This is a genomic window from Mycobacterium gordonae, assembly GCF_002101675.1.
GTDB classification, from domain to species: Bacteria; Actinomycetota; Actinomycetes; order Mycobacteriales; family Mycobacteriaceae; genus Mycobacterium; species Mycobacterium gordonae.
The window spans coordinates 54,876-75,855 of the sequence record NZ_LQOY01000025.1 but is presented as its reverse complement, the minus strand read 5'-3'; the positions used below and the strand labels follow the sequence as shown (position 1 = coordinate 75,855).

15 protein-coding genes are annotated in these 20,980 nt (G+C 67.5%); 4 read left to right on the top strand and 11 right to left on the bottom strand.

From position 1 onward, the window contains the following. Positions 1–1,778 (bottom strand): PE family protein (locus AWC08_RS04835; protein WP_142283412.1); only part of this gene is annotated, 1,778 nt, incomplete at its 3' end. A gap of 454 nt (positions 1,779–2,232) precedes the next feature. Here AWC08_RS04835 and AWC08_RS04830 point away from each other — a divergent pair. Together AWC08_RS04830 and mmaA2 are read left to right on the top strand one after the other, a co-directional pair. Next, positions 2,233–3,111, top strand: coding sequence for a D-alanyl-D-alanine carboxypeptidase family protein (locus tag AWC08_RS04830; RefSeq protein ID WP_065133752.1), 879 nt, complete (start codon positions 2,233–2,235; stop codon positions 3,109–3,111). Between the two features lie 81 nt (positions 3,112–3,192). Next, entirely contained in the window at positions 3,193–4,056 is an 864-nt protein-coding gene (gene mmaA2 / locus AWC08_RS04825) for a cyclopropane mycolic acid synthase MmaA2 (RefSeq protein WP_065133751.1), read from the top strand. A 79-nt stretch (positions 4,057–4,135) separates the two neighbouring features. On the opposite strand, the gene AWC08_RS04820 is transcribed toward mmaA2, so the two are convergent. The 5 genes from AWC08_RS04820 to ffh all read right to left on the bottom strand — a co-directional run bounded on the left by AWC08_RS04820 (position 4,136) and on the right by ffh (position 11,037). Beyond that, on the bottom strand, positions 4,136–4,735 hold the full coding sequence (locus AWC08_RS04820) for a TetR/AcrR family transcriptional regulator (RefSeq protein ID WP_065133750.1): 600 nt from the start codon (positions 4,733–4,735) through the stop codon (positions 4,136–4,138). A 1-nt stretch (position 4,736) separates the two neighbouring features. Next, positions 4,737–6,542, bottom strand: a complete 1,806-nt coding sequence (locus AWC08_RS04815) for an N-acyl-D-amino-acid deacylase family protein (protein WP_174900754.1) — start codon at positions 6,540–6,542, stop codon at positions 4,737–4,739. Positions 6,543–6,600: 58 nt separating this feature from the next. After that, on the bottom strand, positions 6,601–8,301 hold the full coding sequence (locus AWC08_RS04810) for a serine/threonine-protein kinase (protein WP_069435380.1): 1,701 nt from the start codon (positions 8,299–8,301) through the stop codon (positions 6,601–6,603). Positions 8,302–8,365: 64 nt separating this feature from the next. Next, positions 8,366–9,448, bottom strand: a complete 1,083-nt coding sequence (locus tag AWC08_RS04805) for a metal-dependent hydrolase family protein (protein ID WP_065136137.1) — start codon at positions 9,446–9,448, stop codon at positions 8,366–8,368. Between the two features lie 5 nt (positions 9,449–9,453). Continuing rightward, on the bottom strand, positions 9,454–11,037 hold the full coding sequence (gene ffh / locus AWC08_RS04800) for a signal recognition particle protein (RefSeq protein ID WP_065136136.1): 1,584 nt from the start codon (positions 11,035–11,037) through the stop codon (positions 9,454–9,456). A gap of 467 nt (positions 11,038–11,504) precedes the next feature. On the opposite strand from ffh, the gene AWC08_RS04795 reads away from it, so the two are divergent. After that, positions 11,505–13,208, top strand: a complete 1,704-nt coding sequence (locus tag AWC08_RS04795; protein WP_065136139.1) for a DEAD/DEAH box helicase — start codon at positions 11,505–11,507, stop codon at positions 13,206–13,208. Here AWC08_RS04795 and AWC08_RS04790 read toward each other — a convergent pair. From AWC08_RS04790 to ftsY, 4 genes are all read right to left on the bottom strand, one after another. Then, positions 13,205–15,628 carry a [protein-PII] uridylyltransferase gene (locus tag AWC08_RS04790; RefSeq protein WP_085087421.1) on the bottom strand — a complete coding sequence of 808 codons (2,424 nt, stop codon included), beginning with the start codon at positions 15,626–15,628 and terminating at the stop codon, positions 13,205–13,207. The two genes, AWC08_RS04795 and AWC08_RS04790, sit on opposite strands and share 4 nt — an antisense overlap. An 89-nt stretch (positions 15,629–15,717) precedes the next feature. After that, a complete protein-coding gene (glnB, locus tag AWC08_RS04785) occupies positions 15,718–16,056 on the bottom strand; it encodes a nitrogen regulatory protein P-II (RefSeq protein WP_055577570.1) in 339 nt (112 codons plus the stop codon). 2 nt (positions 16,057–16,058) lie between these two features. Continuing rightward, positions 16,059–17,465: an ammonium transporter gene (locus tag AWC08_RS04780; RefSeq protein WP_069434712.1), complete on the bottom strand. Its 1,407-nt coding sequence runs from the start codon at positions 17,463–17,465 to the stop codon at positions 16,059–16,061. Positions 17,466–17,621: 156 nt separating this feature from the next. Then, positions 17,622–18,932 (bottom strand): signal recognition particle-docking protein FtsY, encoded by a 1,311-nt coding sequence (ftsY, locus tag AWC08_RS04775; RefSeq protein ID WP_069434713.1) that lies wholly within the window; start codon positions 18,930–18,932, stop codon positions 17,622–17,624. A gap of 286 nt (positions 18,933–19,218) precedes the next feature. Here ftsY and AWC08_RS04770 point away from each other — a divergent pair, with 286 nt between their 5' ends. Further along, positions 19,219–20,265, top strand: a complete 1,047-nt coding sequence (locus AWC08_RS04770; protein ID WP_069434714.1) for an alpha/beta fold hydrolase — start codon at positions 19,219–19,221, stop codon at positions 20,263–20,265. A 2-nt stretch (positions 20,266–20,267) separates the two neighbouring features. Here the strand turns inward: AWC08_RS04770 and AWC08_RS04765 are convergent, their stop codons facing one another. Beyond that, positions 20,268–20,972, bottom strand: a complete 705-nt coding sequence (locus AWC08_RS04765; protein WP_065136131.1) for a TetR/AcrR family transcriptional regulator — start codon at positions 20,970–20,972, stop codon at positions 20,268–20,270. Between the last annotated feature and the right edge of the window lie 8 nt (positions 20,973–20,980).

Here is a 20,980-nt window from a genome sequence, read left to right as displayed (position 1 = left end):
CCGCCGTCGCCGCCGTTACCGCCAGCACCGCCCGTGCCGCCCGCCTGACCCGCACTGTTCACCCCATCACTGCCCTGACCCCCGACGCCGCCCACGCCCCCATCACCGCCACGCCCACCAGCACCGTTGACACCACCAGCACCCGCCGCACCACCCTGACCCCCCACACCACCGGCACCACCACTGAAACCGCTCCCGCCAAGCAACCCGCTCGCCCCTGCACCGCCGCCACCACCGGTCCCGCCGCTACCCCCAACCCCGGACAGGCCCGAGGGCCCGTTGAATCCAAAGAATTGCGTGGTTCCGCCGGCCCCGCCGACACCGGCGGCCCCACCTCCACCGCCGGAGCCACCGGTTCCTCCGTCGGTATCAAATCCCGCACCGGTGCCGCCTATCCCGCCGTGACCCCCGGCACCACCGACACCTCCCGATCCGCCGGCCCCCCCTATGCCGAACAACAGCGCAACGTTCGCCCCGCCCGCACCTCCAATTCCTCCGGCGCCTCCAGCCATTCCAGCCTCGCCTGCGCCGCCTCCTGCAGTACCTGCGACACCGACACCCCCGTTTCCACCGATACCGCCGACACCGCCGGCACCGCCGTGTCCGAAAAACATTTGCACGTTGGCTCCGCCGGCACCGCCAGCACCGCCAGCGCCGCCGACTCCGCCAGCACCACCGTCACCACCGCCGCCACCAGGCGCACCATCGCCGGCAAACCCCGACCACAGCGCCTTATTGGCTCCGCCAGCCCCACCGGCTCCCCCAGTCCCGCCACCGCCGCCCATTCCGCCGTTACCACCGACAGCGCCGGGTGCACCAGCCCCTCCCTTACCAAGCAACAAGGCGTGATTGTCGCCCCCCGCACCGCCGGCACCACCTGTGCCACCGAACCCGTCTGATCCGCCTTCACCCCCGATACCGCCGGACGCACCAGCCCCGCCAAGACCGAACCAAAGCGCACGGTTTTCCCCGCCGGCACCACCCTGACCGCCTGCTCCGCCGTTCGAGCCGGCGCCCGGACCGCCCATACCACCGGTACCGCCAACTCCGCCGGAGCCCCCATGGCCGAACGAGACTTGCATATTGGCCCCGCCGGCCCCGCCAACTCCTCCGGCCCCGCCAACTTGGCCGAAACCGCCTGCCGCGCCGGCCCCGCCGGCCCCACCATCACCAGCGGCTCCGCCGAGAATTCCACTGGCTCCGCCGGCTCCACCATTACCGCCGGCTCCGCCCGCCAACGCCGCCGACCCACCAGCGCCGCCATTGCCGCCCCGACCGAACAGACCCGCGGACCCACCCATTCCACCTTTGGCACCCGCGGCTCCGGAACCGCCATTGCCCCCGTTACCCCACAACCATCCCCCGTCGCCGCCGTTCTGCCCGGTACCCGGGGCACCATCAGCCCCGTCGCCTATCAGCGGACGGCCGGTCAGCGCCTGGCTGGGACCATTGATGACATTCAGTGCTGCCTGCTCTAACTGACGCATCGTGTCGGCGTTGGTCGCTTCAGCACTGGCATAACTTTCCGCCGCGCCCTGCAGCAGCCGGACGAGGCGCAGCTCAAACGCCTCCACTTCACGACTAACGGCCTGATACTGCCGGCCTTGCTCGGCGAACAATGCGGCAATGGCTGCTGACACCTCATCGCCGGCCGCAGCTACCACGCTCGCGGTCGGACCGGCAGCCCAACGGTTTGCCGCGCTCAAACCCGATCCGAGCCTGGTCAAGTCGGCTGCGGCCGCTTCGAATGCATCCAGTCCGGCAAATACATATGACATATCCAGTGCCCCATCGACTCATGCTGGATCGTCGTAGAACGAACGACAGATGAAGCTTAGGAAAGAAGCGCATTGAAAGGTAAGGAATTTTCGAGAAAAAGAGCATTTTTGCGAAAATCGATCCGCCGGATGATTGGCAAATTTTTGAATATTATTCAACTCCCATATTGCGGGAATAAGCGGAGGCATTAGCAGGCTTGCGGGCACCGACCCTCGTCCAGGCATTCATGAACACCCCGGGTACATCAGCCAATCCGGCTGCCATTGCCATCACCGGACCGCTCTGGCACACGAACTAATTCAACCGGGCTTCACCACGCGGTGAAATGCCGTCCGCCTGTTACCCCACGACGAACGGACGTCGGAGTCGACGGCGGTTGCGAGCCGCCTGGTCACCAATACCGTAATTGCCCGAGATGGTCACGACCCGCGCCAGAAGTTAAGATTTGCCCCCATGCGAAAGCTCAGGGCCATCGCCGCGGCGCTGCTCACGGTCACGTTCCTCGGTGCGACTCCCGTCTCCAACGCCGACACCGACGTCCAGCAGGCAGCGGGATCGATGCCGATTCCCGACGGCCCCGCACAGACGTGGATCGTCGCCGACCTGGACAGCGGTCAGGTGCTGGCCGGTCGTGAGCAGAACGTCGCCCACCCGCCCGCGAGCACCATCAAGGTGTTGTTGGCGCTGGTGGTCCTCGATGAAGTGCCGCTGAACTCCACCGTCGTCGCCGATCTGACCGACACCGCGGTCGAATGCAACTGCGTCGGGGTCAAGGTCGGCCACAGCTACACCGCACGCCAACTGCTCGACGGCCTGCTGCTGGTGTCGGGCAACGACGCCGCCAACACACTGGCCGACCTGTTGGGCGGCCAGGAGGCCGCAGTGGCCAAGATGAACGCCAAGGCGGCATCGCTGGGTGCCTCGAACACCCACGCGGCGACCCCCTCCGGCTTGGACGGGCCTGACGGCTCCGGCTGGTCGACGGCACACGACCTGGCGGTGATCTTCCGCGCCGCGATGGCTAACCCGACGTTCGCCAGCATCACCGCCGAGCCGTCCGCGATGTTCCCCGGCGACAACGGCGATCAACCGATTCTCAACCAGGATGAGCTGCTGGCGCGCTATCCCGGTGCCATCGGCGGCAAGACCGGGTTCACCAACGCCGCCCGCAAGACGTTCGTCGGAGCCGCGGCCCGTGGTGGCCGGCGCCTGGTGATCGCCATGATGTACGGGCTGGTCAAAGAAGGCGGACCGACGTACTGGGATCAGGCGGCCAGCTTGTTCGACTGGGGCTTCGCGCTGGGGCCACAAACCGGTATCGGGTCCCTTTGATCAGGCCCGAGATGTCAGCAAATCGCCACGCACATTCAGGTGCGGGCGTTCGTGTCGCGCCGGGGTAGGCTAGCGAGTCTTATGGTTGATGGCCTGACGCCACACTTTGATGATGTGCAAGCGCACTACGACTTGTCTGACGAGTTCTTTCAGCTCTTTCTCGACCCCACGCAGACCTACAGCTGCGCCTTCTTCGAGCGCGACGACCTGACCCTGGAACAGGCGCAGATCGCCAAGATCGACCTGTCGCTGGGCAAACTAGGTCTGCAGCCGGGGATGACGTTGCTGGACGTGGGTTGCGGCTGGGGCGCCACGATGCGGCGGGCGATCGAACGGTACGACGTCAACGTGGTCGGGCTGACCCTGTCGAAGAACCAGGCCGCTCATGTCCAGAAGTCGTTCGACCAGCTGGACAGCCCCCGCACCAGACGCGTGCTGCTGCAGGGCTGGGAGCAGTTCGACGAGCCCGTCGACCGCATCGTGTCGATCGGCGCCTTCGAGCATTTCGGTCACGACCGGCACGCCGACTTCTTCGCGAAAGCACACCGGATCCTGCCCCCGGACGGTGTGATGCTGCTGCACACGATCACCGGCTTCACCAAACAGCAGATGACCGACCGTGGCCTGCCCCTGACTCTTCGGGTTATCCGGTTCTTCCACTTCATCAAGACCCAGATTTTCCCCGGCGGCGCCCCGCCGATCGTCGAGATGGTCGAAGAGCATTCGGCCCGTGCGGGTTTCACGCTGACCCGCAACCAGTCGCTGCAGCTGCACTACGCCCGGACTCTCGATCTGTGGGCCGAAGCCTTGGAAGCACATCGCGACCAAGCGATCCAGATCCAGTCCGAAGAGGTCTACGACCGCTACATGCATTACCTGACCGGCTGCGCCAAGCTGTTCCGGGACGGCTACATCGACGTCAATCAGTTCACCTTGCAAAAGTAGCGGGCTCGCCACCCCCCGCGAGCAGACGCGAAGGCCCCTTGGAGCACCAGCTCCAAGGGGCTCTTGCGTCTGCCCGGCGTCAGGACGGTGGGCGCCAAACAGCGGTGATCAGCGCACTCAACAGCGGAATCCTGCGCTCGGCGATCTCGGGCCGCGGCAGCACTCCTTCCACCACGGCAGCACCGTCGAAGAGGTTGGTCAGCAACGCCACCACCACCGGAAGGGTGTCGTCGACGAAGCCGTCCGCGCCGGGCATTTCCCGTGCCACCTCGTTGACCTTGGCCGAATACTGCCCCAACTCGTCCTGCAGGGTGGCTCGCAGCTTGTCGTCGGTGCGGGCAGCTACCAACAGTTCGTAGAGCACCGCATGGGTCGGGCTGGTCGTCACGTCGTGCAGAATTTCCAACACCGCCTGCGGCGCCGACCGGTCGGCCGGAATTTCAGTGACCTGCTTGGTGAAGATTTCCAGCTGCCGGCGTAAGACCTCTGCCGCGGTGGCCGCCATGAAATCGCCCATCGTTTCGAAGTGGCGGAACAGGGCCCCCACCGATACCCCGGCCCGGTTGGTGATCAGCGCGGCCGAGGCGCGGGCATATCCGACCTCGACGATGGTGTCGATGCAGGCCTGCAGAAGCCGGCCGACGGTCTCCTCGCGGCGTTGCTGTTGAGTCCTGGCCATTTCAGGCGGACCCACTCAACAGTGCCGACTGCCGCTCACCCGCACGCAGGTACCGACCCGACTTGACCGTCTGACCGAATCCCTCGCGGAACTCGCCATTGCGGTAGACGACGTCACCGCCCACGGCCGTGGCGACCACGGTCTCGTCGTTGCGGTTGACCATCCGTCGCAGGCCGCCGTAGAACGGCACCGCTTCCTCGTGATAGCCGTCCACCGAGCTGTCCAGATGCACGGGGTCGATCACCACGAAATCCGCGCGGTCTCCCTCGCGCAGCGTGCCGGCGTTGATGCCGAACCACTCGGCCACTTCAGCGGTCAGGCGGTATATCGCTCGCTCGGCGGTCAGGAACGGCCGTCCCCCTTGTTGCGCCTCGTGTACCCGCTTGAGTAATCGCAGCGGGAAGTTGTAGAAGGCCATGTTGCGCAGGTGTGCGCCGGCGTCGGAGAAGCCCATGTGGATGCTCGGGTCGGCGGCCAACTTGTTGAGTTGCTTGGGGCGGTGGTTGGCCACGATGGTGGTCCAGCGCACGTTGCGCTCGCCGTTGTCGACGAGAATATCGAGGAAGGCATCCAGCGGATGCAGCCCACGCTCGTCAGCGATAGCGCCAAAGCTCTTGCCGATTACCGACTTATCGGGGCATTCCACGATCACCGCATCATGGAGGTCACGATGCCACAGTGACGGCCCGAATTTGCGCCGGTCAAACTGACGCCGGAACCGACGGCGGTACGATTCATCGGCCAGTAACGCATTGCGCTGCAATTGATCTCGCACATGCAACGCGGCCGTACCAGCGCCGAATTCTTCGAAGACCGGCAGATCTATTCCGTCGGAATATAATTCGAATGGAACCGGAAGGTGCTGGAAGCGCACGCTGGCGGTCAGCAACTTGTTGAGGATCCGGGCGCCCAACCCGAACACGTGTACCGCCAGGGGCATCGACTTGGCGTCCGCGGAAACCAGCATGCTCATCCGAACTCCCTTGCCACCGTTCAAGATTCGGCTGCTGGTGAGGAAGAACATCAGTGGTGACACCGGGCTGTTGACGTTGGGGGCGCTCTGCAGGATGCGGCCGCGCTTGCGGAGCACCTTGATCAGCCGGCGGCGCTCACGCCACGTCGCGAAGGTGGACGGCAGCGCGCGCGACCGAAACCGGTCGCCGTCGAGCTTGTCGATCGGCGCGTCCATCCCGGACATGCCGAGCATGCCGGCATCGAGCGCCTCGTCGAGCATTCGGGCCATCTTTTCCAGCTCGGCGTCGGTGGGCCGCACGGTGTCGTCGGTGGCGCGCTCGAGGCCCAGCACCGCTGCCCGCAGGTCGGAATGGCCGAGCATGGAACTCACGTTCGGGCCCAGCGGCAGTGCGTCGATAGCGTCGATGTACTCCGCGGCCGACGACCAGGTTTTATTCTCCTGCAGCGTCCGGAGAACGAACTCGCGCGGCACCGCCTCGACCCGACTGAACAGGTCGGCGGCGTCTTCGGAGTTCGCGTAGACCGTCGACAATGAGCAGTTGCCCAGCAGCAGCGTGGTGACGCCGTGCCGAACTGATTCCCGGAGGCCGGGGTCGAGCAGGATCTCGGCGTCGTAGTGGGTGTGGACGTCGATGAACCCGGGCGCGACCCACTTCCCCGCCGCCTCGATCACCTCCGGGCATCCGGTCGCATCCAGCGGCCCGGCCGAGATCGTGGCCACCACGCCATCACGTATGCCCAACGTCCGGATTTGGGGTTTGGCGCCCGTTCCGTCAAACCACAGGCCGTCGCGGACGATCACGTCGTAAGTCACAGTTCCTCCAAGTCGAATGAGCTTGACTCGAAGCTAACATAGATAGTGAACGCTCGCAATCTTTTTTGGGAAAGACTCAACCTCCCGGCCCAGACGGCCCTGACGTCGGCGTTCGCGGCTGCACCGTCGTTGGCGGCGCCGTCGTAGCGGTGACCGTCACGGGGTCAGGCACGTTCACGGCCGGCGGTATGTCACCCTCGCGGCTGGCCACAGTAGGTATGCGGATGAGGCCGCCCAGCTGACCGCATTCATTCGTCTTGACCGTGACGTCCATCTCCCCGACGAGTTCGCCCTGCGATTGCGGCTGCAGCGTGAGCACCTGGATGGTGGTCTGGGCGCTCGCCTGACCAGTGGGACCGATGCAGGGAAAGTTGGTCGTCTCCGCCCGGGACCGCCACTGACCGTCGATGAACTCCAGCAGCAGCGGGTGCACGTCCGGCGACTTCTCCCGGGCATGGTCACTGTCGCTGAGCAGCGTCGCCGCGGCCAGGCAACGGGCAGGTGTGCATGACGAGCGGATCGCCCACCAGGTCTCGACGTCCGGCGGCTGCGGGGTGGGCGTGGTGTTGAAGGTCTGCCGGGAGCGTTGCACCTCGATCCGGTAGGTGCCGTCCAGTGGTGGCGGTGCAGCCGCCGGACTGCTGCTCGGGGACGGACCCGGCGGCGCGCCGCCCGCCGGGCCACCCCCGGCTTGCGGGGCCGGGGGGCTGGTCTTGCGTCCGACCGCGATGGCGGCCGCCAACAAGCCGACCAGCAATAGCACCGCGGCCGCACCGATCAGCAGTCGGCGCGGCCCGAACCTTCTGGAGGTCCGCGTGGAGAAGCTGTCCAGGCGCCGGGCCAGCGAACCCGCCGCCGACCGGAGGAAGCCACGCGGGGGCGCCGTGACCGGTGTCCGGGCGGGCTGTCGCGGAGTGGCTTCCGGCCAGGCATAGACCGGGTACTCGACCACATAAGCGGGTTCGACGGCCGGCACAGCGTCCGGTGTCTCGGGCGCCTGCGGGCCGTGGTCGGCGATTCCCGCTCGCTCGGCGAGCGCGGCGGCGAACTCGCGGCAACTGAGGAACCGATCCGCCGGGTCGTCGGCCAGCGCCTTGCTGAGCACCTCGTCCAAGCGGATCAGATCCGGGCGCAGCTCACTGAGTCTGGGCGGCTTCGGCCGCGCCGGCGGCGCCCCGGTGAACAGATGCATCGCGGTGGCCGCCAACGCAAACTGGTCGGCGCGGCCGTCGCTGCCCGCGCCCGTCGATTCCTCGGGAGCGGCGTACGCCGACTCACCAGATGGACGCGCTAACCCGAAGTCGGACAACATAATCCGTGGTTCGCCAGCACCTGGGGTGGTCTGCAGCAGGTTGGCGGGCCGCACGTCGCGGTGCAGCACGGCGCGCTGGTGGGCGAAGTCAAGGCCAGCCGCCGCCGCGGTGATGATCGCCAGTACCTCACTGAGGGGCAGCACCGCGGGAAAACGGTCCGCCATCAACGTGGCCACATCTGTGCCGTCGACGTATTCCATTGCGGCCCAGAGCTGCCCGTCGAATTCGCCGCGCTCGTGCACCTCCACGATGTTGGGGTGATAGAGGTTGGCCACGGCAATGTTCTCGCGCTGGAACCGGGCCCGGGATTCGTCGTCGGCCCACAGCACCGACGAGAGGATCTTCAGGGTTTGCCACCCCGGCAGATCCGGCCGCTGGGCCAGGTAGACCTCGCCCGTCGCCGATGAACTCAACATCCGCACGACGGTGTACCCGGCAAAGGTCGCGCCGCTGGCCAACGCCATTTAGCGATGGTAACCATCTCGGTACGCCAGGGCGCGGCTGCGCCGGGCTAACACTGGGCGAAATCTAGGTCCGACGGGGGCGGAACACCTTGCCGCGCAGGACCACCAGATCAGGCTGGTTCAGCACGTCGGGACCCCGCCGGGGGTCTTCGGAGTAGCACAACATGTCGGCCGGTGCGCCGTGGTCCAGGCCCGGCCGCCCCAGCCAGCGCCGGGCGTCCCAGCAGGCCGCCCCCAACGCCTCGTCGGCGGTCATGCCGATCCTGCGCAACGCGTCGACCTCGTCGGCGATCCGGCCGTGACTGATGGTGCCGCCCGCGTCGCTACCGGCATATACCGGCACGCCGGCGTCGCGCGCCGCGGCCACCCGCCGGTACCCGCGGTCATAGAGGTCGCGCATGTGCGCGGCGTACTTCGGGTAGCGCACCGCGGCGTCGGCGATGCCGGGGAAGTTCTCCAGGTTGATCAGGGTGGGCACCAGCGCGGTGCCGTGTTGAACCATCAACTCGATGGTCTCGTCGGTCAGGCCGGTGCCGTGTTCGATGCAGTCGATGCCGGCATTGATCAGGCCGGGCAGCGCGTCCTCGCCGAAGACGTGTGCGGTGACGCGGGCGCCGTGCGCGTGCGCGGTGTCGATCGCAGCCTTGAGAACGTCGTCGGACCACAGCGGAGCGAGGTCGCCGATCCCCCGGTCGATCCAGTCGCCGACCAGTTTGATCCAGCCGTCACCGCGCCGGGCCTGCTCGGCGACCGCGTCGGGCAGCTGCGATTCGTCGTCGAGGTCGGCGGCCAAACCGGGGATGTAGCGCTTGGGTCTGGCCAGGTGCCGTCCGGCCCGGATGATGCGGGGCAGGTCCTCGTGGTCGTCGAGGCTGCGGGTGTCGATCGGTGAGCCGCAGTCGCGCAGCAACAGTGCGCCGACGTCGCGTTCGGTTTCGGCCTGGGCGATCGCTTCGTCGAGTTCGACGGCGCCGTGCGGGCCGAGCCCGACGTGGCAGTGCGCGTCCACCAGCCCCGGCAGAATCCAGCCGCCCTCGAAAACCGTGTCGGCGCCGGGGACCGGCTCGAGGCTGATGCGGCCGTCGACGATCCACAGTTCGGTGGCGACGTCGCCGGGTAGGCCCAGCCCGCGCACGTGCAGTCGCACTGCGACTATTTCTGGCCGGGGAACTTCAGCTTGGACAGGTCGAAGTCGGCCAGCCCCGGCGGCAATTCGTTGAGGCCTTCGGGCATCTGGGACAGATCCGGGAAGCCTGCCGGCATGCCCGGCATCCCCGGCATCCCCGGCATCCCCGGCATGCCCGCGCCGAACGGACTGCGCGTCTTCGGCGGGGTCGGGCCGCGCGCCCCCTTCTTGCCCTTCTTGCCTTTGGCGCTCTTCGATTTACGGGTCGCGGACTTACGGCCCAGTCCGGGGATCCCCATGCCGCCGAGCATCGACGACATCATCTTGCGGGCCTCGAAGAAGCGGTCCACGAGTTGGTTGACCTCGGAGACGCTGACGCCGGAGCCGTTGGCGATCCGCAGGCGCCGCGAGGCATTGATGATCTTCGGGTCGGCCCGCTCGGCCGGCGTCATCCCGCGGATGATGGCCTGAATGCGATCGAGACTCTTGTCGTCGACCTCGGCCAGGGCGTCCTTCATCTGCGCCCCGCCGGGCAGCATGCCCAGCAGATTGCCGATCGGGCCCATCTTGCGCACGGCCAGCATCTGCTCGAGGAAGTCTTCCAGCGTCAGCTCGCCTGCGCCGATCTTGGCGGCGGCCGCCTCGGCCTGCTGGGCGTCGAAGACCTGCTCGGCCTGTTCGATCAGGCTGAGTACGTCGCCCATGCCCAGGATGCGGCTGGCCATCCGGTCCGGGTGGAAGACGTCGAAGTCCTCGAACTTTTCCCCGGTTGAGGCGAAAAGGATTGGAACGCCGGTCACTTCGCGTACCGAGAGGGCGGCGCCACCGCGGGCGTCGCCGTCCAGCTTGGTGAGCACCACGCCGGTGAATCCGACGCCGTCGCCGAAGGCCTGGGCGGTGGCGACGGCGTCCTGACCGATCATCGCGTCCAGGACGAACAGCACCTCGTCGGGGTTGACGGCGTCGCGGATGGCGGCGGCCTGGGCCATCAACTCCTCGTCGATGCCGAGTCGTCCGGCGGTGTCGACGATGACGAAGTCGAAGTGCTTGGCCTTGGCCTCGGCGATACCCGCTGCCGCGACGGCGACCGGGTCGCCCGGCCCGGACTCCGGTGAAGCGCCGGGGTGCGGGGCGAACACCGGCACACCGGCGCGCTGGCCGACGACTTGCAGCTGGTTGACCGCGGCGGGACGCTGCAGGTCGCAGGCCACCAGCAGCGGGGTGTGGCCCTGGTTCTTGAGGCGGAATGCCAACTTGCCGGCCAGCGTCGTCTTACCGGAACCCTGCAGGCCGGCCAGCATGATCACCGTGGGCGGGTTCTTGGCGTAGGCGATCTCGCGGGTCTCGCCGCCGAGGATGCCGATCAGTTCCTCGTTGACGATCTTGACGACCTGCTGCGCCGGGTTGAGGGCGCCGGAGACCTCGTGGCCGCGGGCGCGTTCCTTGATCCGGTGGACGAACGCCCGTACGACGGGTAGCGAGACGTCGGCTTCCAGCAGCGCGAGCCGGATTTCGCGGGTGGTGGCATCGATATCGGCGTCGGTGAGGCGGCCTTTGCCGCGCAGCCCCTGGAGGGCACCGGTCAAGCGATCGGACAGCGATTCAAACACGACAGCCAGCCTAGTGGTGATCGCCAGCCCGACGCAGTCGGGCGCAGCGGGTCACCACCATCGGCCTAGTGGTGATCGCCAGCCCGACGCAGTCGGGCGCAGCGGGTCACCACCATCGGCCTAGTGGTGAGTGCTAGCGCCGCGTAGCGGGGCGCAGCAGCTCACCACCATCAGCCCAGTGGTCGAGCGCGGCGGCGCATCCGCGTGCGCCCGCGACACTGAAACGGCGCAGACGACACGCCGATGCCCGCCTGCGTAGTTTCAGTCTCGACGACGGCATCGGAAAAGCATCCCCGAACCCGGATGGCCCGCAGTCGCCGCGCGCATCCCCGACTGGCCGCGGACCCGCGACCAGCCAATCTGACCGGACAGCCACGTCGCTGCAGCGCCGAAAAACGTTGTCGTGCTAGATTTCACAGCCACTGCGCTCTCTCGCGCGGCCAATCGAGTACGGGGGGAATGTGTCGCTGCAGCCGGTCAGCCACTTCCCCGCGGACACCACTCGCTCGTTGCGTGGCTGGCAGCGTCGCGCCCTGGTGAAGTACCTGGGCAGCGAGCCGCGCGACTTCCTGGCCGTGGCCACCCCGGGTGCCGGCAAGACCGCGTTCGCCCTGCGCATCGCCGGCGAACTGATCGCCCACCGGGCCGTCGAGCAGCTCACTGTCGTGGTACCCACCGAGCACCTCAAGATCCAGTGGGCGCAGGCCGCCGGACGTCAGGGGCTCTCCCTGGATCCGAAGTTCTCCAACTCCAACCCACAGACCTCGCCGGAGTTCCACGGCGTAGTGGTCACCTACGCCCAGGTGGCCGCCCATCCGACGCTGCACCGCGTGCGCACCGAGCAGCGCAAGACGCTGGTGATCTTCGACGAAATCCACCACGGCGGCGACGCGAAAACCTGGGGCGAGGCCATCCGCGAAGCCTTCGGCGACGCCACCCGCCGACTCGCCCTGACCGGCACGCCGTTCCGCAGCGACGACAGTCCTATCCCGTTCGTCACCTACGAACCCGACGCCGACGGCCTGATGCGGTCGAAGGCCGACCACACCTACGGCTACGCCGAGGCACTGGCCGACGGCGTGGTCCGCCCGGTGGTGTTCATGGCGTATTCGGGGCAGGCCCGCTGGCGGGACAGCGCCGGGGAGGAGCATGAAGCGCGCCTGGGCGAACCGTTGTCCGCCGAGCAGACCGCTCGGGCCTGGCGGACCGCGCTGGACCCGGCCGGCGAGTGGATGCCGGCGGTGATCGCCGCGGCCGATCAGCGGCTGCGCCAGAAGCGTGAGCATGTGCCCGACGCGGGCGGCATGATCATCGCCTCCGACCGGACCGCCGCCCGCGCCTACGCGACCCTGCTCACCAAAATGACCGGCGAGGCGCCCACCGTCGTGCTCTCCGATGACCCCGGCTCGTCGGCCCGCATCTCGGAGTTCGCGGCGTCCACCAGCCGGTGGCTGGTCGCGGTGCGGATGGTCTCCGAAGGGGTCGACGTGCCGCGGTTGTCGGTCGGGATCTACGCCACCAGTGCGTCGACGCCGCTATTCTTCGCCCAGGCCATCGGGCGGTTCGTGCGATCCCGGCGAGCGGGTGAGACCGCGAGCATCTTCCTGCCGTCGGTGCCCAATCTGCTGCAGCTGGCCAGCGAGCTGGAGGCGCAGCGCAACCACGTCCTGGGCAAGCCGCACCGGGAATCCGAGGGTGACCCGCTCGATGCGGATCCGGCCACCAGGACGCAGAACGAACCCGGCGAAGAGAAGGGCTTCACCTCACTCGGCGCCGACGCCGAGCTGGATCAGGTCATCTTCGACGGCTCCTCGTTCGGGACCGCCACCCCCGCCGGCAGCGACGAGGAGGCCGACTACCTCGGCATCCCCGGTCTGCTCGACGCCGAACAGATGCGCGCCCTGTTGCACCGGCGCCAGGACGAGCAGCTGCAGAAACGCGCCCAGGCCGGCGCCCCGGCGCCCTCGATGACCACCCACGGCCAATTGCGCGAACTGCGCCGCGAACTCAACGCCCTGGTCTCGGTCGCTCACCACCGCACCGGCAAGCCGCACGGCTGGATCCACAACGAGCTGCGCCGCCGCTGCGGTGGGCCGCCGATCGCCGCGGCGACCCGCGATCAGCTCAAGGCCCGCATCGACGCCGTGCGCCAACTCAACGCCGAGAGTTAGTCCCCGACCGGCTCGTCCTCCAAGACGACCGCGGGCGCTCCCAGCACCGCCAGCAGGTGCTTTTCCACCGCGGCGCGCGCATTGAGTTCCGGGGGCACGGCCACACAGAACACGTCGGCCGCCGTCGATCCGAAGGTGTTGACCTTGGCCCACAGGATGTCGGTCTCGGCACGCTCCAGCGCCCGAGCTAGCAGCGCGAGCAGACCCACCCGGTCCATGGCCCGGACTTCCAAGATCAGCTGACCGGGGGTGTCGGTGTCCAGCCACAGGATGCGCGGCGGCGCGGTGGACCGGGTGACCGGCACGCCCACCTGCACCTCACCGGCGCGGGCGGTGGCGGACATCGCGGCCTCGCTGTCGCGTTTCTCGAGCATGGCGCACACATCGATGTCGCCGTGCAGAGCGCCGACGAACTGCTGGCGCAACAGCTCCGCGGCGGGCGGCGAACCGAACAGCGGCGACACCACGAACTCGGTGATCGCGACGCCTTCGTGAATGTTCACCGACGCCGAATGCACCCGCAGCGAGTTCAGTGCCAGCACCGCGGCGGCCTTGGACACCAGCCCGCGCTGGTCGGGTGCGACCATCACCGCGGACCGCCGTTCGCCGTCTCCGGGTTGCAGCTCGACGTGCACGCCCTGCCGCTCAGCAAGCGAAAGATAGTGCGGCGCAGTGGGTTCGGCTTGCGGCAACTGCTCCCCGGCCATCGCCAGCCGGCAGCGCCGCACCAGGTCCTCGACCAGCGACGCCTTCCAGTCGCTCCACACACCAGGGCCGGTGGCCTTGGAGTCGGCCTCGGAGAGGGCGTGCATGAGTTCGAGCAGTTGCGGGTCCCCGCCCAGCGCCTCGGACACCGCCTCGATGGTTTTGGGGTCGTTGAGGTCGCTGCGGGTGGCCGTGATGGGCAACAGCAGATGGTGTCGGACCATCTTCGAGATCGTCTCCACGTCGGCGGGTGCCAGCCCGAGTCGCTGCCCGATGGGAATCACCAGGTCCGCCCCCAGCACGCAGTGGTCCATTCCCCGGCCTTTGCCGATGTCGTGCAACAACGCGCCCAGGGCCAGCAGGTCGGGCCGGGCAACATTGGTGGTCAGCGGCGCGGCGTGCACGGCACATTCCACGACGTGACGGTCCACCGTCCACTTGTGGGAGACGTCGCGCGGGGGCAGGTCACGGATCGCGTCCCATTCCGGGAGCAACTGGCCCCACAGTCCGGTGCGGTCGAGGGCTTCGATGGTCGGCACCGCGGTCGGGCCGGCCAACAGCACCACCAGCAGGTCGTCCAGGGCTTCCCGCGGCCACGGCGTCGGCAGCGGGGGCGCGCTGTCCAACCGACTCAGGGTGGCCGCGCCGATCGGGACGCCGGTGTCGGCGGCAGCGGCCGCCACCCGCAGCACCAGACCGGGGTCGTTTTCGGGGCGGGCGTCGCGGGCGAGCACGATCTCGCCGGCGTATTCGACGACGCCCTCGTCCAGCGGCCGCCGTTTGGGACGCCGCATCAGGGCGGTGATGCCGCGTTTGGGCAGCGCGTTGGCGGCGGTGCGCAGCCCGGTGACGGCGTGGAAGCTGATGGTGCGCCCGGCGCTGGACAGCATGCGCGCCAGGTCGAACCGGTCGCCGACGTCCAACGCCTCGCTGATCTCGTCGGCGAATTGGGCCAGCAGCTGGTCGCGGCCGCGCCGTGAGACCACGTGCAATTCGGTGCGCACGTCCAGCAATGTCAGATACGCGTCGTCCAGGGAGCCGACCGCCGTATCCGCACGGGCCATGCCGTGGCGGTCGATGAGTTGGGCCAGCGCCAAAGCGTTGAGGAGCTGCACATCACGCAGCCCGCCGCGGCCCGACTTGAGGTCGGGTTCCGCGCGGTGGGCGATGCGGCCCAGCCGCAGCCAGCGGGCGTGCGTCATCTCCACGAGTTCGTCCATGCGCGAACGGATTCCGGTGCGCCACTGCCGCTTTATGCCGTCGATCAATTCGGTCGACAGGGCTTCGGCGCCGGCGATGTGCCGCGCCTCCAGCATGCCCAGCGCGGCGGTTAGGTCGGCATTGGCGGTGGCCAGCGCCTCGCTGACCGTGCGCACACTGTGGTCGAGACGAATGTTGGCGTCCCACAACGGATACCAGAGCTTGTCGGCAACCGGGCTCAACACTTCCGGCGCCTTGCCGTCGTGCAACAGCACCAGGTCAAGGTCCGAGTACGGAAGTAACTCACGCCGGCCGAGTCCGCCGACAGCCACGATCGCATAGCCGCTGTCGTCGGTGATGCCGATCTCGAAAGCTTTTGCGACCAGCCAGTTTTCGTGCAGTTCGAGCACCGCCTGCCGCATCTCGGCAGGTTTCATTCCGCGCAGTCCGTCAGACAACAGTGCGCGCCGTGCGGCAGCCAAATCGACTGCCGCAGCGGCGCTTCCTGCTTGCATTTGTTCTGATTCCGACGGTGAGGGGTCCGGCCGGTTCGGTGTCACACCCGGCCGGCCCATCTGCCCAGCTTCAGCAAGGTCGGTCTACCTCACAGGGCGTCAGAGCCGCGCTCACCGGTGCGTACCCGCACGATGGTGTCCACGGGGCTGACCCACACCTTGCCGTCACCGATCTTGCCCGTTCGTGCGGCCCGGACGATGCTGTCCACGACCTTGTCGACGATGGAGTCGTCGACAACGACCTCGATCCGGACCTTGGGCACGAAGTCGACGGAGTACTCAGCACCCCGGTAGACCTCGGTGTGGCCCTTTTGCCGCCCATAGCCCTGGATCTCGCTGACCGTCATGCCCAGGACGCCGGCGTCCTCCAGGCTGGTCTTGACGTCGTCGAGGGTGAACGGCTTGACGATCGCGGTGATCAGCTTCATTTCTATTCCGCCTCAACTTTCTCGGCCACTCGAGCCTGCAGGCCGTTCGGGGTGTCCGGCAGGCTGGCACGGGGAAGAACCGAACCGCTGGCGACCGCGAAATCGTAGCCGCTCTCAGCGTGCTCCGACTCATCGATGCCCGCCGCTTCCTGCTCTGCTCCCAGCCGCAGCCCAATGGTGTACTTCAGGATAAGCGCCAGGATCAGCGTGACAACGCCGGAGTAGGCCAGAACCGCGAACGCGCCCACTGCCTGGCGTTCAAGCTGGTCGAATCCGCCGCCGTAGAACAGTCCTTTGGACACACCCGTCACGCCGTTGATCGCGACGCTCTCGGGTGCGGCCACCAGGCCCACCATCAGGGTGCCGGCCAGCCCGCCGACCAGGTGCACGCCGACGACGTCGAGCGAGTCGTCGAAGCCGAGCTTGAACTTCAGCCCCACGGCCAGCGCGCACAGCACGCCCGCGACCACACCGATGATCAAGGCGCCCAGCGCGTTCACCGACGAGCAGGACGGAGTGATCGCGACCAGTCCCGCGACGATGCCCGAAGCCGCACCCAGGGTGGTGGCGTGGCCGTCGCGGATGCGCTCGGTGAGGAGCCAGGCAAGCATCGCCGCCGCGGTGGCAATCGTGGTGGTGACGAACGTCGCCCCCGCGGCGCCGTTGGAGCTGGTCGCCGAACCGGCGTTGAACCCGTACCAGCCGAACCACAGCAGACCGGCGCCGAGCATCACGAACGGCAGGTTGTGCGGCCGGAACAACGTCGTCGGCCAGCCCTTGCGCTTGCCCAGGACGAGCGCCAGCACAAGGCCGGCGATACCGGCGTTGATGTGGACCGCGGTTCCACCCGCGAAGTCGATCGCGTGCAGCTTGTTGGCGATCCAGCCGCCCTTCTCCGAGGCGAACCCGTCGAAGGCGAACACCCAGTGCGCGACCGGGAAGTACACCAGCGTCGCCCATAGGCCGGAGAACACCAGCCAGGCACTGAACTTCAGCCGGTCAGCGACCGCACCCGAGATCAGCGCGACGGTGATGATCGCGAACATCAACTGGAAGGCCACGAACACGGTGGCCGGCAGGGTACCTGCCAGCGGGATGTCGGTCGCCGCGACGCCCTTGGACGCGTCGGCCGCAACCGCATTGCCACCGATGAGCCCCTTGAGGCCCCAGTACTCGGTCGGGCTGCCAACCACGCTGCCGGTGTCGTTGCCGAACGCCATGGAGTAGCCGTAGAGCACCCACAGCACCGTCACAACGCCCATCGCGCTGATGCTCATCATGATCATGTTGAGCACACTCTTGGCACGAACCATGCCGCCGTAGAAGAACGCCAGCCCCGGCGTCATCAGCAGCACGAGTGCCGAACTCGCCAACATCCAGGCCGTATCGCCGGTATTGGGCTGGCCCATCACAGGGAAACTCACTCGCTATCACCTCCAGTCAGCGTTGGGAGGGTCCCAGAATGATGACTGGTGACCTGACGAGAACCATGCGCATAAGTTGTTGCGGCAATGGAGCCGCCGTGTTTCGTCAGGATTAACGTAGAACTTGCTGTGTAAGAGCTTTCAGCCCAGCAGGGCGTCGACGAAGGCCGCCGGCTCGAATGGCGCCAGGTCATCGGCTCCCTCACCGAGTCCGACCAGCTTCACCGGCACACCCAGTTCCTGCTGAACGCGGAAAACAATGCCGCCCTTGGCCGTTCCGTCGAGCTTGGTCAGCACCGCGCCCGTGATGTCGACGACGTCGGCAAACACCTTGGCCTGAGCCAGGCCGTTCTGCCCGATGGTGGCATCGAGAACCAGCAGCACCTCATCAACGGCGGCGCGCCGGGTCACCACCCGTTTGACCTTGCCCAGTTCGTCCATCAGGCCGACCTTGGTGTGCAGCCGTCCGGCCGTGTCGATGAGGACGACGTCGGCACCCGCCTGAATGCCCTTGTCGACGGCGTCGAACGCCACCGACGCGGGGTCGGCGCCCTCGGCGCCGCGCACCACTTCCGCGCCGACCCGCGACGCCCAGGTTTCGAGTTGGTCGGCCGCGGCGGCCCGGAACGTGTCGGCCGCACCGAGGACGACGCGACGTCCGTCGGCGACCAGGACGCGCGCCAGCTTGCCGACGGTCGTGGTTTTTCCGGTGCCGTTGACGCCGACGACGAGCAGCACCGAGGGATGGTCGGCGTGCGGCAGTGCCCGAATCGAGCGATCCATCTCCGGGTGGAGTTCCTTGATGAGCACGTCACGCAACACCGCGCGGGCGTCGGCTTCGGTACGGACGTTGCTGCTGGCCAGCCGGCCGCGCAGCGCAGACACGACCGCCTCGGTCACCACCGGGCCCAGATCCGCGACCAGCAGGGTGTCCTCCACGTCCTGCCAGGAGTCCTCGTCGAGGTCGCCGCCACCGAGCAGACCCAGCATGCTGCGGCCCAGTGCGTTCTGGGAGCGGGCCAGCCGGCCGCGCAGCCGCTCCAGCCGCCCTTCCGGCGGCTCGATGGCTTCGATCTGCGGCGCTTCGGGTTCGGGCTCCGGTACCGGCTCCGGTTCGGGTACCGGCTCCGGTTCTACCTCCGGTTCGGCCTCTAGTTCGGGAAGGTGAACCTCGGAGATCGGGCGTTTGGGCGCGTCGCGGGGGATGGTGGCGTCGTCGCCGACGGCGGGCAGACCGGTGGTGTCGATCCGCTCTTTCGGCAGCGTGGGGGTCTGACTGAACGTGATGCCCGACGATGCGGTGTATCCGCCTGAGCGGTCCAGCGCCTCCGGCGTGGCTTTGGGAGCCAGCCTGATCCGGCGCTTGCGGTAGCGCACCAGGCCGAAGACCAGCGCGGCGATGATGGCCAGGGCGGCGATGACCGCAATGGCGATCCATAGTCCGTGCGACACAGTGCCATCCTTCCAGGACGACCGTGCAGCGCTGACAGGCCCCGCAGCAGCGGGCTCCGCCGGCCGGTCACCACCGCGGTCCCCGACGCACGCCCCGCGAGCTCCCGGCTGGTGCGGACGGGGGCTTCCGCGCAGAAGTCCCGTTTATGAAGATTTATTCAGAAACTCTTGACGAATGCCTCCCGTCATCTGAAGATATCTTCAACTCCTGCCGCCCAGCTCGCATTGACTGCGCTACGCGCCACCGCCACCAGCAGATCTGGCTACCAACGAAGGGAACGAGAAAATGACGACGACGTCTGGCCTCACTTACACCGAACCGCCGCAGCGGATAACCGAAGCCCTGCAAGACGGCTTGGCCGCCGCCGTGATGTCCGCCGAACAACGGGTCAGCGCGCTGGGCGACATGGCACCGGCTCACCCCAATCACGACGGTGAGACCGAAAAGCTCGGTGACGTGGACGTCATACACCGATTCGTCGATGCGCCCGGCGACAGCGAAACGGTTCGCTGGCACCTCGTGGAATCCGGGTCTCCCTCGAACCCCACGGTGGTGCTTCTGCACGGCCTGCCCGACTCGTGGTGGCAATGGCACTACGTCCTGGAGGCCCTCAGTGCGCGCTACCACTGCCTGGCCATCGACCTCAAGGGTTACGGCCAGTCCGACAAACGCAGCGGCGACTACCGCCAGGCCGGCGTTGCGGAGCAGCTCGCCTCCCTGCTCGACACGCTGCAAGTCGGCGAATTCACCCTCATCACTCACGACCGCGGCACCCCCATCGGTGACCACCTCGTTGCTACGATGGGCGACCGCGTCCGCGGCTACGGCCGTGGGCAGCAACACTTCTGGCATCTGCACCCACGTCTGCACCCACAGCAGCAGCTGATGCAGTCACCAGACGCACCGGCCATGCTCACTGAGGCCCGCCGCTTCGTCCTGACCGTGTACTCGTGGCTGACCGAGCGGCCCGTCTCCCAAGAGGATCTGCTGCGCACCTGTGCAGAATTCAGCTACCCGGGAATCGCCACCGCGGTGCCCCGCTACTTCCACTCGTCGTCGTTTCGTCAGGAGTGGGTAGACCGGCGTACCCGGCTGATTCGGTCTTGGACTGCTCCGGTGCTGCTGCTGCAGGGCGCCCACGACCCCCTGCAGCCACGCGAATTCTACGAAGACGCAACGCTACTGGGCATGCTGCCACCGGGTAGCGACCTGCACCTGTTCGACACCGGGCACTTCTGGCCGTTCGAGGCGCCGCAGGAAACGGCTCGCGTCGTCGCCGAGTTCTGTGACCAAGCGTTCTCGACGCGACCGGCCCAGATCGCGAGCCGCTAACGTCAACCTGTCGTCATTGTGGCAGGCGAGGGCACGGCCGAAGGCGGCGGCAACGGAGGCTGAACGGCCGCCTGCAACTGGCTGAATCCATCGCCAAGTGGCAGGGAGCACAGGCGGTGAGCCTCGGTTGCCGACATCCCCCACATCCGCAACAGGTCTTCGGTGACCTGGTCGGCGGTCTGCGCGACGTCGCGTTCCGGTTCGGCCTGCAGTAGTTCGCCCAGGCCCAGGATCACTCCGGAGGCGACGGCCATCGCCAGTTTCGGGTCTGCCACCCGAAGCCTGCCCGCGGTCGCCGCGGCCGCAATGTCACGCTGCGCGCGCGGCGCGAGCCCTCGTTCCGCGTTGATCAAAGCCAACCCGTGATTGAGGACGATGCGACTTTCTGGCTGACGAAACATCCGCCCGGTCAGCCGGAAACTGAAAGCGAACTTCTCTGCCGGATCTTCAATAGATGCGGTGAGTGCGTCGAGCAGTGCCCCGTGTGCGTCCAAGATCTCGTTCATGGCCGTCTCGAACAACTCTTCTTTGGTTTCGAAGTGGTTGTAGAACGAGCCGACTCCGACGTCGGCGTCTTGGCTGATGTCCTGGATCGGTACGTTGAGTTTGCCGGCGGCCATGAATCTTTGCGCCGCCGCGATAAGGGCGGCGCGGGTGCGCTGCTTCCGCCGCTGCAGGCGGTTGGACGGGTTGTGGACGTCTGCCACTCGTGGTC

What these genes read in the sequence shown, in the direction of transcription:
- AWC08_RS04830 (WP_065133752.1), top strand. Translation starts at nt 2,233, where the DNA reads ATGCGAAAGCTCAGGGCCATCGCCGCGGCGCTGCTCACGGTCACGTTC.
- mmaA2 (WP_065133751.1), top strand. Translation starts at nt 3,193, where the DNA reads ATGGTTGATGGCCTGACGCCACACTTTGATGATGTGCAAGCGCACTAC.
- AWC08_RS04820 (WP_065133750.1), bottom strand. Translation starts at nt 4,735, where the DNA reads ATGGCCAGGACTCAACAGCAACGCCGCGAGGAGACCGTCGGCCGGCTT.
- AWC08_RS04810 (WP_069435380.1), bottom strand. Translation starts at nt 8,301, where the DNA reads ATGGCGTTGGCCAGCGGCGCGACCTTTGCCGGGTACACCGTCGTGCGG.
- AWC08_RS04790 (WP_085087421.1), bottom strand. Translation starts at nt 15,628, where the DNA reads ATGCAAGCAGGAAGCGCCGCTGCGGCAGTCGATTTGGCTGCCGCACGG.
- glnB (WP_055577570.1), bottom strand. Translation starts at nt 16,056, where the DNA reads ATGAAGCTGATCACCGCGATCGTCAAGCCGTTCACCCTCGACGACGTC.
- AWC08_RS04780 (WP_069434712.1), bottom strand. Translation starts at nt 17,465, where the DNA reads ATGGGCCAGCCCAATACCGGCGATACGGCCTGGATGTTGGCGAGTTCG.
- AWC08_RS04770 (WP_069434714.1), top strand. Translation starts at nt 19,219, where the DNA reads ATGACGACGACGTCTGGCCTCACTTACACCGAACCGCCGCAGCGGATA.